Below are 17,417 nucleotides of genomic sequence, written 5' to 3'. Positions count from 1 at the left end.
TTAATATGAATATACCATTTTCAGAAGAATCGATTAAGATGCTGTTGAATTCAGGATGGAATGAAAACAGAAGGGTATTAGATAAAGTAAAACTTCCAAAAGGGTACCATTTTCATGATGCTGCTTTAAAAATACTAAATGAATTTGGTAATTTAAGAATAGGTGATTATAAAAAAGGTAAAGGAAAATTTATGGCTAAATGTACTATTCAGTTTCTACCTATTCTGGCTAGTTGTGAAGAAGATAGATTTATCGAATTCTCGGATGCGCTAGGGGTTTCTTTATGTCCTCTTGGTGAGGTGAATGAGGGTTATTTTTTTCTTGCAGTTGATGAATATGGTAAAATATATGTTCTTGATCAAGAATTATTTCTAGCAGGAAATGATATTCAGGAAGGGATTGAAACTCTTATTACAGGGGGTAAAATAGAAAGAATAGATATTTAAAAATTAGTTATAAATGCACATCCCGAGAACACGGAGCTGTAATCCATGTTCACAAACAAAATATCTTCAATAATTAGAGTTAAATAAAAAATGGAGTACAAAAAAATAAATTAAGAAGATAAAGAGAATCTCATGGCTATAGACTTTTAACACAATATTTTTTAACCATTTAAAATTTTAATTATGACAGCGAAGAAAAAAAATGAAGAAGAATCAATCTTCTTAGTATCATTAGAAGGACTTGATTTATCTAAAGATCAGAAGAAAAGAATTGAGGAAGGTATTAGAAACCTTGTCTTAAAAGAAATTGCAGGGTTAGATTTTGAAGGAGATATCAAGATTAGTCGAAGATTTGCAGGGAAACCTACTTGGGAAGGATTATGGAAAATGGGGCAACTAGCAGGTTTCTGGATTGGAGGTTTTCCAAATTTCCCACCTGGTGGTCCTAAATAGACTTTATGAGGTTGCTAAAATTCTAACTTAATAAAAGTGAGTTTTAGCAACCCAGTTTGTCATTTTATAAATAAAACTATGGAAAACAATAAAGATAACAGCAGTAGTTATTGTCCTAGTTATACAGTTAAACCAGGTGCAAAACTTTATGGTATTGTAAATGAAAACGGCTTCATTAATTATCTAAAAAGTCCTATTGAAATCAATCAAGATTTTATTGAAGAAGCTTACAAAGGGAGAGAACCAGAAAAAAGATTCCGATTTGCAGGTAATTGTTCTAAATCTGGCTGTAATCAATGGAATGGTAATTCAAAAGAATGTGGTTTGGTTGATCAATTGATTGATATCATAGGGAATGAAGAGTCTATGCAGTTACAGGATTGTCCAATTCGGTCAAAGTGCAGATGGTTTAGTCAGCGTAAAGGTCTTGCTTGTGCTCAATGTAACGAAGTGATTCGGGATATTGAAATGAAAATTATTGGGGTTGATTGACATAATTGCTTCAAATAACGGATTTTATAAAACTATCAAAATTCTAAAGTTCTTGTTTTTTCGATAGCAAGGATTTGTAATTCATGCCACATCAAAGTATTTCTACTAACTCTAATGATTTAGGAAAAATTAGAGAATAATTTTAAAAAGTTGAAAATTATGAAACCTATAAACGACAAAAAAACACATCAAAATACACTACCCGTAAATGACAAAATATTTCAGGCAGTATATGATTCTCCCTCTTCGTTACCAGGAAAACAAAAATGGGTAACAAAAGAGGAAGATGTTCGCATAATAGAAAAACTATTAGGTATGCCGGACAAAACAATTGGTGCCCCGCTTTGGGTAAGTGGAGATAATAAAAAATGTCCAAAATGCAGACGAGAAACCAATTGGCTGGACATTGTCTCCTCTGCACTAGATAACATTCACTCTAAAGAAATGATTGCTCAAGTTATTCTTGGTGAAACCAAATTTGTAAATATAGAAGCTCCAAGAGCTATAGCAAATTTACACTGCTTTAAATGTAAAACTGCTATTGAAAACCTTCGCAGTTTTAAATGCCATAATTGGGCCTATGCAAAACCAGCCTTTCTTAAAGTGCTACAGGAAATGGAGAGAAAGCAATAACCGATTCAGAAAACATATAATAACACTATCATGGCAACACAATCTGACAACCAAAATTCAAATAAAAATAAACTTGATTTTTTTAAATTCGATTTAAAGGCTGGGAACCAACTCAAAGCTTTCGATGCTATTTATAAAATACATCATGGCAATTGGGATGAGGTAAAAAGTGAACTATCTAAAGACAAAAGTTTTACACCAGCAATAGTAAAAAATCTTGAGTTTACACACTATTTGTCTAAATGGAGTAATGACAATAAAGCTGTTGTTGAGCTTTTTCAGAAAGATGACAAGTTGCTTTCGATGCGTGATATTGCTTTAAATTTTAATAAAGAGACTTTTATTCAAAAAGTAAAAAATATGTCGCCAGCAAAATCAAATGACGATAAAAAAGCATTTGCTATCGATTTGCATCATAAACTTTTTGAATTTGAACCTACTGCGGTTGTCGTAAACATGATAAAAGATCCACAAGTACCAGTGTTAAATACAGCAGTGGGTACAAAAGTAGCTACATTGTTAGAAAAGAATCCGAATTTTAATATCAAAACTACTTCCGTATATGAAGTCTTCAAAAATAATATAGAATTCAAAAAAATTCCGGAAGATTTACAACAACCTATTCAAACAGAATTAAAAACTTTGCAAAGAATTGTTACGGTGAGCCCCATAGCCGATGCTATTCCGGTTTTGTACGATGCGAAACTTCATACAGCATTTCAAATTTCAGATATACCCCCTGCTCAATTCAAAACTGCATTGAGTGGTAAAGGATTAGACGAAGCAGTATTGCTGCAAATTCATACCAATGCACAGCATTTACGTGTACGAAATGAACATGCCTTAATAGCGTTAAAAGAAGCTAGTCAGAATACCGGTATTGATATGATTGATAAAAGCATACGATTGGGTAATGGTACTGAGATAAAAAAAGGTCTGGGAGCCATGAAGACAGAAAGTAATGCCATTACATATTCTCCAGAAGAAGCTACAAAAGAGATTATAGAAAAACATAATTTATCATGGGATATGCTTTTTGGCGATGCAGATATTTGCGAATGTGGCGAATGTACTTCCGTTTATAGTGCCGCGGCATATTATGTAGAATTATTACAGTATTTGCGCAACAACAATCTTGATTCTCTTGCTGTGGGAGATATTGCAATAAAATCTAACCCAAAAAATATTTCGGGTACTCCGTTAGAAAAATTATTTAATCGCCGTCCAGATTTAGGCTGTCTGGAATTGACTTGTAAAAATACCAACACCATTTTGCCTTATGTGGATCTGGCAAATGAAGTCATGGAAAGTTATGTGGCATTCAAACATTTGAAACCTTTTAATGTAGCCGATGAAACCAGTAGTGAGTTGCTTGCAGAACCTCAGCATACAGAATATCAGGCCTATTGCATCTTAAAAAATGAAGTATATCCATTTACGCTGCCATACCATCAGCCAATTGATGCTACTAGAATATATTTGAATTATTTAGGAACAAGTCGTTATGAAGTAATAGATACTTTTAGAAAAAATAATAGTAGCAACAATGCAGTATTAACTCAGTTGAAAGATGAAGCTTTAGACAGAGCTTCTGATTCTGAATTTTTAAATATTACTAAAGAAGAATATATCATACTCACGAAGGAATGCTTTGAAAGCAAAACCTTGATGAATATGCTCAAAAACAAAGCATTCACAGATTCTGAATACGAGGAGCTGATTGGTGTGAAATCCGTTGGGGAGTATTATGGCTATGATGATGATACAACTATGCTGAGTGATAATGGACTCACATTAATTAAAAAAGAATTCTTACGACGCACAGGAATTGACTATTTCAACCTTGTAGATTTACTTAAAACAGAGTATATTAATCCGTTTTTGCCCAAAGGAAAATCGAAAAACATAACGGAAAGTCTACATTTTAGCTATCGTTTTTTACAAAACTATGCTAAAATACACGGCATTGATAAAATGGCTGAAGATTTAGTGAAATTAGAAAAATTTGCTGATTTATTGCCAATGATAAAAGATCAGATAGAATTATTAACAAATAAAAAAGTACTAAGTTGTCCTGATACATGCAAAGACAAAGTAGAAATAAGCGATAAGGATATTATTTGTTGGGTGAAATGCCATTTTGAGAAAATAGGTAAAATGATAGTCGTAGAAAGTGGCAGAGGATGCGTGAATGGGAAAATACAGTTTAAGAATGATAAATTATTTGATAATGACTTTAGTATAAGAGTTGAAAATTGTAAAATACTTTATGATACAGGAAAAGGAATACTTCCACTTGGTCAAATTGATAAAAAAACAGGAAAAGTCACTTTTTTGAATCAAGATGAAGAAACGGACCCTAAAAATTGGGAGCAGATCAAATTTGTAGGAGACAAGGGCGAAAAAGGCCTATTCTTAATAATAGATAGAGAGGTGTATCTCATTTTCTTAGAACAAAAAGACAGCTGCGATTTAAATACGGCGCTATTACAGCATTTAGACGGAACACCACTTACTGTTGAAGAATATGATCGTATACACCGTTTTATACGCTTGTGGAGAAAATTAGATTGGACAATTGATGAATTAGATAAAGCAATTATTGGATTAAGTATTCAAAAAACAGTAGATAATGAAGACGATTTAAGTGACGATGATTCTATTTGCGACGATTGTAATGACGAATGCAATACTTCTGATTGTGACGAATGTGATTGTGATGAATGCAACGAAGAATGCCATCACGATTATGCTATCTCAGCAACCCTAATACATCAATTGGTAGCTGTAAAAAAACTATTGGATAAAACAGGAATCGAATTAATAAAACTACTTGCTTTTTGGACTGATATTAGTGCAGCAGGTGAAAATTCTCTCTACAAAAAACTTTTCTTAACACACAACGTGTTAGGAATTGACAAGGTTTTTAAGGCCAATGCAAATGGAAATTATCTTACTGTAAATACTAAAATTACCGAACATTTTCCGGTATTAATGGCAGCTTTAAATTATACAGCAGATGATTTACAAACTGTCATGCAGGCAACTGAAATGGCCGATGAATTGACCGTTAGCAACCTGTCAATACTCTATCGCTACCGATTGCTTTCAAAAGTTTTGGGCTACAAGATTCCCGCATTTATAGATATTGTCCCTTTACTAGGAAATATATTTAATGATGCATATAGTACACTTGAATTTATAGAGAATCTATCCAAAATAGATGATGCAGGTTTTACACCACAAGAACTCAATTATATCATTAGAGATTTTGATGATATTAAAAAACCGTTTAAACCTACGCAGAAATCAATTTTAATTTTGGCTAAATCCATATACGACGGGTTAAACACAATCGATGAAACACAGCAGGATTTAATACCAGATGACAAAATTGAGGATGCTGCATTACAACAAATCAATATCAAAGAAAAAGCAACGTCTGAATTTGTAAGAGCTAAAGCAAGTTTATTATTTGAAACAGATATTGTTGAAAAAATCATTGGTATATTAGAAGGGACCAGCATATTTATCACTAATGCTCCTAAAAATATAGCGTTAACTTTAACAGAAGATAAAACGCTTCAAAATAAATTAAAATACGATAAAATAAATGGCAGTATTCAAATTACCGGGATATTAACCGAAGCCGAAAGCATTGATTATAAAACGATCAGTAACGACCCTAATTGGATATCAGCTTTGACAAGGGTCGAAAAACAGCAAAACAAACAATTCAAAGAATTATTGTCTAAAGTTTTTGAGACTGAAAAAACAAAAACAGTTGCTCAAAAAGAAGCATTGGAAATACTAATTAAAGCAGGTGACATAAGTTTGCCGATTGAAAAAATACTTGAAGGAGATTCCGATATCAATACTGCTCCTCAAAAAAGAGTAGCCTTTTTAGAAATTTTCATGCCTTACCTGCGCCAGGAACTGAGTCACCGTTTTATTGTGAACACCTTGTCTGGCATAGTGGGTTTACAATCTAATAGTACCGATATATTGATTACTGAGATATTAAAAATAGGCAATATACCAGTTTCGTTATTCAGTATTTTTGAAAAAATAAAAGAAAGTAGCAAGCCCGTTGAAAACAATTGGAATGGATATCTAATCCCTACAACAACAGCTGTATATACTTTTGTTATTAAAAACAGCGATGCTCAGCCTATACTTAGTATTGACGGGACAGCATTGAGTTTTACTGCTCAGGAAGACCCAACAAATGAATGGTGGGGTAATGATGTTATGCTCCAATCAGGCAAATTATATAAATTATCAACTCTTGGTGTTGAATTAAAAAACATTTATTGGAAAACAACTGCTTCGGCTATTACAAGTGTTCCATCATCAGCATTAATTCCAGACTTTGCTTCTAAGCAATGCGAACCGGCATTAATTGCATTAAAAAAAGCGGCGATGCTGGTTACTGGTTTTGATTTGAGTGTTGATGAAATATTGTTTCTGGAAAAAAATAAAGTTCATTTTGACAATCTGGATTTTAACAAATTGACATTAATCCATTGGTTGCGATTGGACGCCTATACCAGATTGCGAAACTCTATGCCTCAATCTGAATTCAACTTACTTGATTTTTGGAATTGGACTTACAATCCATTATCTGATACAACGCTATTGAGTAATAAAATTGCTGAACTTACAGCATGGAAAAAACAAAGTATTGATAAATTGATTGCACCAAATCATTTCAATATAATACAACTACAGGATTACTCTAATGAAAAAAATCTATTAAAACTACAGTCTGCTTTTGTAGTTGCCGATAAGATAAGTGTAGATATCGATTTGCTTTTTGAATGGGCAATTCCTACCTCTAAATTCAATAAATGCAGGGTAATTGCCGATAGTATAAAAAATGCAATTCGTGCCAAATATAACCAAACCGATTGGGAACAGGCTGTTAAACCATTGAGCGATAAACTGCGTAATAACCAGAAAGAAGCTTTAATTGGATTTTTGTTGCAACAACAAACATTGTTAGATTGGGGGGTGACGGATGCAGATAGCTTGTTTGAATATTTTCTGATTGATGTGCAAATGGATGCCTGCATGGAAACTTCACGTATTAAACAGGCATTGTCATCAGTACAATTATTTGTACAACGTTGTTTCTTAGGATTGGAAGAAGTATACAGCGGAATTTCGCCAGATATATTAGATAGAGAACGTTGGGATTGGATGCAGCGTTACCGAGTTTGGGAAGCCAATCGTAAAGTTTTCTTATATCCCGAAAATTGGATTGAAAGCAACCTGCGAGACGATAAAAGCCCGTTTTTTAAAGAATTAGAAGGCGAATTATTGCAAAAAGACATTAATAAGCAAAATGTCATTGACGCGTTAAAATCCTACCTATATAAAATGGATGAAGTCGCTAATATGGAAGTAGTAGGTTTGTATATTGATGGTACAAAAACATCCGAACAATGGGACAAAGGAGCAAAATTACATGTGTTTTCCCGTACTCGAAATGCTCCCTATTTTTATTATTATCGCTATTTGTCCCTAGATGAAATGAATTGGTATCCTTGGGAAAAAATGCAAGTGGACATACCAGGTTATGATTTGGAAGATGCAAACGGGAAAATTACAGCTAATGGCTGTTTTTTAACCCCTGTAGTATGGAATGGACGCTTGCTGATTTTCTTTCCTCAGATAATGGAAAAAACAAAACCGAATCCATCTTCAAATGTTTTGCCTGCGAAACCTAATGGTGATGGGAATGTAGTTGTGCAAAAACCTGTTCAGTATTTTGAAATAAAATTGGCATGGAGTGAGTACCGAAATGGCAAATGGACACAAAAACAAATGAGCAAAGATGTTTTGGCTACAAATCCCAAAGATAATACACATGACATTCTGTTTTTTAAATTCATTCCTATTATAACGGATGATAAAATACTAATTAATGTAGATGATCTTAAAGATGCTGATGGCGGTTATTTAGGGGCATTTAAATTTGAAGGCAATACGATAAAAGTCGGATCAGCAATAGGAACTGTGCCAATTCCGATAGATTCTTTTAATCAGGCAGATGGGAAAATGTATTCATGGCAGCTTAATAGTCCAACTTTTGCACGTCATCTTGATTTTTATTTTAGTGAAGAATCATCCAAAGAAAATTTAGTTTGGGATTATGGAAGTTCAAATAAATTAAAATTCCATCATCCTTTTACACATGATTTAATGGGGAAGATTAATTTAGGAAAACTGGAAGAATTCTTTAATTATAATCTGCAAATAGTTGATAAAGATGATGCTTTTGGCAAGTATGATCATGATGGAGATACAAGTACACCCGAAATATACAATGAGCTCAAACGTCCTTATTCTTTATACAATTGGGAACTGTTTCTGCATACACCAATGATGTTGGCTGATGCACTGAGTAAATCGCAACAATTTGAAGACGCCATGAAATGGTATCACTTTGTGTTTAATCCTATTGCCGAAGGTTCTGATGATAAACGCTTCTGGCAATTTGAACCCTTTAAAGAAACAAATAGTCAAAGAATTTTAGACAACATTTTTAATAATCTAAAACCAAATAAGGCAGATCAAACCATTAATGAATGGCGTAACAAACCTTTTATGCCACACTTGGTGGCTCGTAACCGTCCTGTGGCGTACATGAAATGGGTTGTAATGAAATATATAGATAATTTGATTGCATGGGGCGATTATTTATTCCGACAAGACACAATCGAAAGTATTAATCAGGCAACACAATTATATATTTTAGCCTTGCATATTATGGGACCTCGCCCAATGATTATTCCAAAGCGAGGTATTACAAAACCGCAAACCTATATTGGCTTATTAGACAAATGGGATGCTTTTGGGAATGCTATGGTAGAACTAGAATTGGCGGCTCCATTCAGTAACCAAACTACATTGCCTTTTGGAGCTGTAAATGACGAATTAGCGTTTGCAAATATATATGGTTTAGCTTCTTCGCTCTATTTCTGTATCCCGAACAATCCTAAACTTATGGGGTATTGGGATACCATTGCCGATAGATTATATAAAATCCGCCATTGTGAAAACATCGACGGGGTGTTCCGAAAATTACCATTGTTTGAACCGCCAATTGATCCTGCATTATTAGTAAAAGCAGCGGCACAGGGATTAAGCATTGCTTCGGTAATAAATGATTTGAATACTCCAATGCCCAACTATCGTTTTTACTATTTACTCCAAAAAGCATTTGAACTGTGCGGGGAATTAAAATCTATGGGTAATGCTTTGCTTTCTGTAATGGAGAAAAAAGATAATGAAGCCATTGCGCTTATCCGATCCAGACATGAAAATGTGATGCATAATCTGGTAATGGAAATTAAAAAAATGCAATTGGAAGAGGCGCAAAAAAACTTGGATGGTTTGGAACAGAATCGTAAAAGTCCTGAGCATCGCATGAAGTATTACCTAAACTTAATTGGGGAGGATTTAGGTAAAGTACCAGGATTGGATGCTGAATTTACTGAAATTGTCAATAGTATAGAAGCTCCTGTGGATGAAAGCGGACTGAAACTCATATCTTTTGAGAAAGAAGACATGGATAAAGCCAGCAAGGCACAAGACAAACAATTGGCAGCAGCATTACCAGAAAAGATAGCAAGTATATTACACATTATTCCTTCTTTTGGTGCAAAATTTCAGCCATTTGGAGTAGGTGGTTCAATTAACTTTGGTGGTTCAAATCTTGGTGCAGCAGCGCAGGCTTGGGCAAAATTCTTGCAGCTAGATGCAAGCGAATTGACCTACCAATCCACGTCAGCCGGTAAAAAAGGAGGTTTCAAACGTGCGTTACAAGAACGAGTTATGCAAGCTAATTCGGCAGGTTATGAACTAAAACAAATAGACAAACAAATTACAGCTCAAAAAATTCGTATTGCCATTGCCAATCAGGAAATTGCCAACCAACAAAGAATGATTGATAATGCACTGGAAATAGAAGATTTTTTAAAAAATAAATATACTAATGAAGAATTGTATACATGGATGCGCGGTAGTCTAAAAACATTGTACCATCAGGTATATAGTTTGGCACATGAACTATCTAAAAAAGCTGAAAAAGTATATCGTTTTGAACGAGGTATAAGTAATTCTAATTTCATACAATCAGGTTATTGGGATGCAGGACGAGATGGTTTACTCGCTGGAGAACAACTTTATGTAGGATTAAAACAGATGGAAGCCGCTTATCAGAACGAGCGCGGTTATGATTATGAAATCACAAAACATGTTTCTTTATGCTTATTAAGTCCATTGGCACTTATTCAACTTAGGGAAACAGGCAAGTGCGAGTTTGAAATCCCCGAAGTATTATTTGATATGGATTTTCCTGGTCAATACAAGCGTCGTATTAAATCCGTGTCAGTATCAATGCCATGTATTGCAGGGCCGTATACAGGAGTTAATGCTAAATTCAGCCTGTTGGAAAATAAATTTAGGAATACTGCAATAGGCGGTAAGACATACGAAGAAGATACGGATGATACCGATGATCGTTTTAGTACCTACCGAATCCCGATTAATGTTATTGCAACAAGTACTGGTCAAAATGACAGCGGTATGTTTGAATTGAATTTTAAAGATGAACGCTATCTTCCGTTTGAAGGAGCTGGTGTTGTAAGTAAATGGCGTCTTGAGTTACCAGAGATTCGTCAATTTGACTATGCAACTATTACTGATGTTATTGTACATATTAGATATACTGCCAATGAAGGTGGAGAACGATTGAAACTAAATGCTACAAAAACCGTATTTAAACAATTAGAAAATATCAAACAACAATTAAATGAAACAGGTTTGCATTTGGCACTAAATATGAAACATGATTTACCAAATGAATGGCTTTTACTCAAGAAATCAGGTACAGTTGAATTGAATATCGATAAAGTAAGATTACCTTATCTGGCTCAGTCTATTAATTCAGCACATATAGAACAAGTAATGTTCTTAGCAAAAGTCAAAGGTAATCCAGTTAGTTTTGCACTTAATATAGAGGAAACCGAAACAATAGATCTTTCCAAAGTAAATGAATTGAATATGTGTCGTGGCATTAATTCGGATATCAAACTTGATATTCCATTTGGCTTATCAGTTGCGGACGCTGATAAATTAAAATTAGAAGAGCTGGTACTTGTAGTGAAATATGGTTTTTAGCTAAAATAGAATTTAGAAAAAATATCGTTATACAGTTCCAGACCAACTTTGTTGCATGTTTGTAACTTATTATAGTAAGTGATTCAAAAAATATTAAATGAATACCATAGGCCATAAAAAAAGAGACAACTAGTTGTCTCTTTTGGTTACGGAAACAGGATCCGAACCTAATAGATAAAAAAAACTATTTTAAACAGTTCAAAGCAAATAGACTCTTGCAATAGTTGCTGACGCTCTGACATTCGGACTTTAAGTAAGAACAGTGTTATTTTAATGTCTTTACATTTTTAGGAATAATTCTGTGCCACGATTCTGCCACAAAAATTTATGCTGAATAAATTGTAGAATTCGTCTATTTTTTTTGCGACACTATTGGAGGCAGTTCCAGTTTCAGATTGGAGCTTAAATTCCTGCAATTTATCGCATCACTTTAGTAATGTAAAAAAAAATAAAATAATATTTTGATTTTTAGTTACTTATAATAAATTTTCAAAATTGAGAGACTTTCAGTCTTTCGTAAAGCAAACCTCGGCACTTTCAGTATAGAGTGGTTTAGTAAAGGGAGATTTCAGGATCAGATTTCGACTGTAGGGTAATTTATGTTTTAATTTTCTCTTGCTTTAAACTTTATAAACTAATCAAGGATTAAGAAATTCTAAGTTTTAAAACGAATTAAACCGAAGCTGAAATTTGGAATCTGTCAATATTAATAAATTATTAAATGACAAAATTCAAAAAAATACCAATAAAGGTTTATTATACTTTTGTAAGGGTCTTCTTTAACAATTGAAAATTTTATTATGAGTTCTAATTTGATTATAAGGTTACGTGCTGGTGATGATTCATGTTTTAAAGAAATATATGATTTATACCATTTTAAGGTATTTTGTTTTGTTAAAAAGTATACTTCGCAGCTGGCAGATTCAGAAGATGTAACGCAGAATGTATTTATTCATCTTTGGAATTACCGTGCTAAATTAGATCCAGAAGTAAGTTTGGAAGCAGTTTTGTTTAAAAGTTCAAAACAGGAAATTTCAAGATGGTACAAGAAACAAAACCGAATTTTTTCGGTTGAGGATGATAAATTGATTAAAGAACTTGACAGTAAAATACAGTCAGATGAAGAAGTGAGTTTACAAATGGAAAAAATAGAACATCTTCTAAATAAGATTCCTGCCAAAAGAAGAAAAATTTTCAGCCTACATAAGTTTGAAGACCGAAGCTATAAAGAGATTGCAGAAGAAATGGATATGTCTCCAGGCGCTGTTGCCAATCAGATTTCTAAAACACTACAATTTCTGAAGAAAAACTCTGTAAACAATCATGAATTGTATTGGTTTACATTATTCTTTATTTACCAGACGGAATTAGTTTCATAGACAAAATGGTAATCTGCAGACTCTTTTTTTATATTTAAAGATTGATTTTTATTCTAAACTTTTGTTGCTAAATCATTATTCAGATTAAGAAAACGTTAATAGTAATATTGTCGCGTGATATTTCAGTAAATGGAAGTCTAATGTAGTTGAATTGATATCTGTAAAGTAATTTCAAATATTTAATAGCAGCTCTAATGAAGTCCAAAAGAATGAAAGAAGAATGGAATGCTATACCTAATCGTGGTATACTTCCTAACGATACACAAACTAGAATGTGGAACAATATACGCAAGGTCACTATTGATAAACATAAAAGACTTTATAATTGGATTGCCGCAGCGTGTGCCGCATTTATTATTTCAATTAGCAGCTATCAGTTTTTAGATTTGCATAAAAAATCTGATATTGAAATTACTTCAACAGTTACATTCAAAAATGATATACGCTTGATAAGTCTTTCAGACGGAACTAGAGTATGGCTCAATCAAAATTCTCAAATTGAATACCCGGTGCATTTTTCAAATAACGAAAGAAATGTAACATTAAAGGGAGAAGCATTTTTTGAGGTAAAACATGATCCTTCGAAACCTTTTGTAATTACTTCGGGAACTATAAAAACGACCGTTTTAGGAACTTCATTCAATATTAAAGCCTACAATAATAAACAGCCTGAGGTAAATGTTAGAACAGGAAAAGTAAAAGTTGAAGGTGAAGCAAATACAGTATTGCTTTTAAGAGGTTATAAGGCTGTCTATGCAATAGAATCTTCAACGCTAAGAAAAGAAAAATCAGATATTCTGGAACCTGAATGGAAAAAAGCGCTTTTGTATGTTGATGGATTGACTCTAGAACAGGTCCTAAATAAATTAAAAGAACAAAATGATTTTAAGGTAAACTACTTAGAGGATGATTTAAAGAATCTTAAAATCCAAGGTACTTTAGACAGCAGGCAGGGGCTTTACGAAATGCTGCAGACAATTGCATTTGCCTTAGAAATAAAAATCAGATCTACTGGAAATAGTACCTATCTAATCAGCAGGTAAATAGCATACTTAATTTTAATGCCATTTTTTGCCGCTTATAATTCTTAAAAAAGTTTTATAAGCTGCCCGAGTTTTTCATGCCTAAATTTAAAAGATTTACCAAATACATCATATTCAAAAACAATTCTAATAAACTAACAATTATCAATTATGAACAATAATTTTTCCAGGCAGTTTTCTTTTGCCTTATGGATTTTATTTTTTGGAGTTTTCTTCGGAACAAATACTATTTATTCGCAAACGGGAACTGTATCAGTCGACTTTAAAAATTCTTCGCCTCAAAAAATTATAGACAATTTAAAATCACGCACACCTTACCAATTCATTTACCAAAAGGATCTGGATCTTAGTTTGCCTCTTGTAACGCTAAAAAAAGATAATGTTTCTATTGACGAAATTCTGAGTGATCTGCAAAAGATGACTAACCTAAATTTTAGGAGAAACGAAAATAATATAGCCGTAAATAGTAAGGACGCTGACAAAAAAAAAAAGAAAGGAAAAATTAAAGGTAAAGTTGTAGATGTCAACGGCCTTTCGCTTCCAGGCGTTAATATAAAAATAGCAGAGCTAAATTACGGAGCACAATCTGATATTGATGGTAACTATATTTTAGAGTTAGAACCTGGCGTTTACACGATTGAGATTAGTGCGATTTCTTTTCAGACACAAAAAATTACGGGAATAATAGTAATTGAAGGAAACGATACACCGCTGGTAGTTTCTTTAAAAGAAGATGCACAATCATTAAAAGAAGTTGTTGTGGTTCAAAATTACAAACAAGCAACAGCATCGGTCCAGGGATTATTATTACAGCAAAAAAAAGCAGCACAATTTTCTGATGGTATTTCGGCAGAACAAATTGCGAGAACACCAGATAGAGATGTGGCAAGTTCGCTAAAACGTATTACGGGAGTAACTACGATTGATAATAAATATGTTGTAGTTCGTTCTATGGGAGAAAGATGGAATCAGGCCGTTATGGATGGTATTGCATTACCAAGCACAGATGCATACCAGCAAAACTTTTCTTTTGATATTATTCCAACTTCTATGGTCGAAAGCATTGTAGTAAGCAAATCTGCGACTCCAGATATGAATGCCAATTTTGCAGGAGGATATGTAGAAATAAAAACAAAAGATATTCCAAAAGAAGATTTTACAAGCTTTTCAATCAGTTCTTCTTACAACAGCAGAAGCGCTTTTAAAGAGAGATTAACAAAGGCAGAAGGGAAATACGATTATTGGGGTTTCGATGACGGCAGACGCGATTATCCAAATATGCAACCTATCGAAATTCCAACAAATGAAGCATCTTCTGGACCATTTATAGAACAGTCGAAAAAATTTACACAAGATAATTTTTCGACCTATAAAACCTATGGAGCACCTGGCACAACACTTCAGTTTGCAATAGGAAGATCTTACAAACTGGAAAATAATAATAAATGGGGATTTGTAGGATCTTTACTTTTTAAAAATACACAGGAAAAACTGGATATTGAACATACTGAAAGAGGAAGATTTTTAACAAATACAAGGTTTGCTCAAGAAGGTCAAGGCGGAAGAGAATATTCAGTATTTGAAAAATTTGGATTTAAAAATTCGGGTGCCAATTACAATTTTAATTCGACATTAGGCGGTATGTTTAATACTGCGATCCAGTTTGGCGACCATAAAATCACAAGCCGTAATGCGGTAATGCATATATACAACAATCAGTTGACTCAAATTACCGGTTGGGACAAGGGGACAGGAGTACCTGAAGTTTTAGATGGTACAAATCTTCCTTCTACAACTGAAACAAATTATCCTGTTTATCAAACATTTATTCAAAATAAAATAGAAGGAAATCACCGTTTTGATAAATTGGAAGTGAACTGGTACGGAAGTTACAGCAGCATAACAAAAGATACAAAAGATGCGACTTTTCTAGAAACTTTCCGTAAAAAAGTCGGTGATGACGAGTTGGTTTATCACAGTGTTTACAACAGTGGTGGAAGATTTCCTTTCAGCAGGGACAATTATACCAATGATGAATCAGATTATAACTGGTCTGTTAATTTTGATTATTCATTCGATTTGGGTGAAATCAGTACAAATGATATCAAAGCGGGTTATTTTGGAACATATAAAAAAGCTTCCAATCAGCAGCGTTCTGCAAAAGTAGTTACAGTAGGACAGGGAGTAACAACTAACAGAGCTGATATATATGAACCTTTATCTGAATTTCTGGATGGTTCGCAATATTATTATGGAGGTTTTGGCTGGGAGGATTATGGTAAATATGGAGATAAATATGAAGGAGATGTAAAAATTCATTCACCTTATCTAATGCTTGATAATAAAATTGGAAGCTACATTCGATTGGTCTGGGGGGCAAGGGCAGAGAGTTATGTTTACAGTGAAATATCAAACCAGTTTGAGGTTCCCGGAATTTTTCCTTTAACAAACGTAGATAAAAAATGGCAGTTTTTACCTTCAGCAAGTTTAACTGTCAGCCCAACCAAAAAAACAAACCTTAGACTTGGTTATAATAGATCGGTTTTGCGCCCTCAATTTGCAGAACGTGTTGGAACACCGTATTACGACCCTATTCGTTCTGCTAAGATCTTAAACTGGTCAGCAGGAATGATTTCAAGTGTATCCAATAATTATGATTTAAAATTAGAATGGTTTCCGTCTGGAGGCGAAATTTTATCATTTGGAGTTTATCATAAAGATATTAAAGACCCAATTGAATCTGTTGGTACAGTAAATGGTAATTCTGGAATCATTTATAATCTTAACTCAAATAATGCCAAATTATGGGGAATAGAAATGGAATTTTATAAAAACCTTTCATTTTTAGGTGATGGTATTATTTTGGAACAATTATTTGTTTCAGGAAACGTATCATTCAATGATACAAAAGTAACATCTTATGTAAATGTAGATGGCTCTGGAGGTCTTTATGAAGCTAATAGGCCGCTTTACGGACAATCACCTTATACCTATAATCTTGGTTTAGATTATGTGGGAGACAGATTGGGTTTTAGCGTTAGACATAACGCCATAGGTGATCAATATGTTTTAGTCGGATTTGAATATTCTCGTGAGGAAATTCGAATGCCGTATTCTACAACAGATGCTCAAGTGAGTTATAAATTTTTTAAAGAAAAAAATCTGGAATTAAAATGCAGTATGAAAAATATGTTTGATACAGGAATTCAGACATATAACAATGCAAATAGCTATTCGCAGATTGAAAACATCGGTATGGGAGTTAACCCAAGACAGTTATATAGTTTAGGTCAACATGCCACTAAAAAGTATGATGAGGATATCGATCAAGTTATGTTTAAAGCATTTAGTGGACGAACAATAAGTGTTTCTATTAACTACTCATTTTAACTGAAAATGACCAATTCAATCGAAATATTAAGAAACCGTTAACAATAAAAAACAGCAGTGATATTTTGATTTTATAAAATCTAATATAGTTGTAGTAAGACTACTTTTTAATGTCAGCAACATTTACAAGGTTTTTTGTTTTTTATGCAATTCTGTATGGTCTTTTAAATAATAATCAGTTATAAAAGACCTGCAGCAATTGTATTAAAATAATAAAAAAATGGAAAGCAATCCTTTCATTGCGATGGAAATCCTAAGAGTGAAAGATGGAGTTTAGGTATAAACCCCCGACGGTAAAGCGGATACAGTTTATCAAAAGATCTTTACCAAAAACGAGAAAGACCTAAGGAAAGATATTTTGCTGCTCTCTCCAAAGGCCTAGTTTGAATAGC

Annotated in this window: 8 protein-coding genes; all 8 read left to right on the top strand. The window is 33.4% G+C overall.

The window, feature by feature from the left end; all coding sequences use genetic code 11:
- The first annotated feature begins 5 nt into the window (after positions 1-5).
- The 8 genes from ACFFLS_RS11780 to ACFFLS_RS11745 all read left to right on the top strand — a co-directional run bounded on the left by ACFFLS_RS11780 (position 6) and on the right by ACFFLS_RS11745 (position 17,025).
- Entirely contained in the window at positions 6-446 is a 441-nt protein-coding gene (locus ACFFLS_RS11780) for an SUKH-3 domain-containing protein (protein ID WP_379686677.1), read from the top strand.
- A 183-nt stretch (positions 447-629) separates the two neighbouring features.
- Entirely contained in the window at positions 630-899 is a 270-nt protein-coding gene (locus ACFFLS_RS11775; RefSeq protein ID WP_379686678.1) for a hypothetical protein, read from the top strand.
- A gap of 78 nt (positions 900-977) precedes the next feature.
- Positions 978-1,391 (top strand): hypothetical protein, encoded by a 414-nt coding sequence (locus ACFFLS_RS11770; protein ID WP_379686679.1) that lies wholly within the window; start codon positions 978-980, stop codon positions 1,389-1,391.
- Positions 1,392-1,550: 159 nt separating this feature from the next.
- The gene (locus ACFFLS_RS11765; protein ID WP_379686680.1) at positions 1,551-2,024 is read left to right on the top strand and encodes a DUF8243 domain-containing protein; all 474 of its coding nucleotides are present in this window, start codon (positions 1,551-1,553) and stop codon (positions 2,022-2,024) included.
- 30 nt (positions 2,025-2,054) lie between these two features.
- On the top strand, positions 2,055-11,213 hold the full coding sequence (locus ACFFLS_RS11760) for a Tc toxin subunit A-related protein (protein WP_379689387.1): 9,159 nt from the start codon (positions 2,055-2,057) through the stop codon (positions 11,211-11,213).
- 800 nt (positions 11,214-12,013) lie between these two features.
- Complete coding sequence (locus ACFFLS_RS11755; protein WP_379686689.1) at positions 12,014-12,592, top strand: RNA polymerase sigma factor; 579 nt, start codon at positions 12,014-12,016, stop codon at positions 12,590-12,592.
- Positions 12,593-12,786: 194 nt separating this feature from the next.
- On the top strand, positions 12,787-13,635 hold the full coding sequence (locus tag ACFFLS_RS11750) for a FecR family protein (protein ID WP_379686690.1): 849 nt from the start codon (positions 12,787-12,789) through the stop codon (positions 13,633-13,635).
- A gap of 150 nt (positions 13,636-13,785) precedes the next feature.
- A complete protein-coding gene (locus ACFFLS_RS11745) occupies positions 13,786-17,025 on the top strand; it encodes a TonB-dependent receptor (protein ID WP_379686692.1) in 3,240 nt (1,079 codons plus the stop codon).
- Positions 17,026-17,417: the final 392 nt, after the last annotated feature.

Origin of the sequence: Flavobacterium procerum (assembly GCF_042431625.1) — a bacterium.
In the GTDB taxonomy this organism is placed as follows: domain Bacteria; phylum Bacteroidota; class Bacteroidia; order Flavobacteriales; family Flavobacteriaceae; genus Flavobacterium; species Flavobacterium procerum.
The sequence above is the reverse complement of the archived record's forward strand: the minus strand, read 5'-3'. Positions and strand labels throughout refer to the sequence as shown.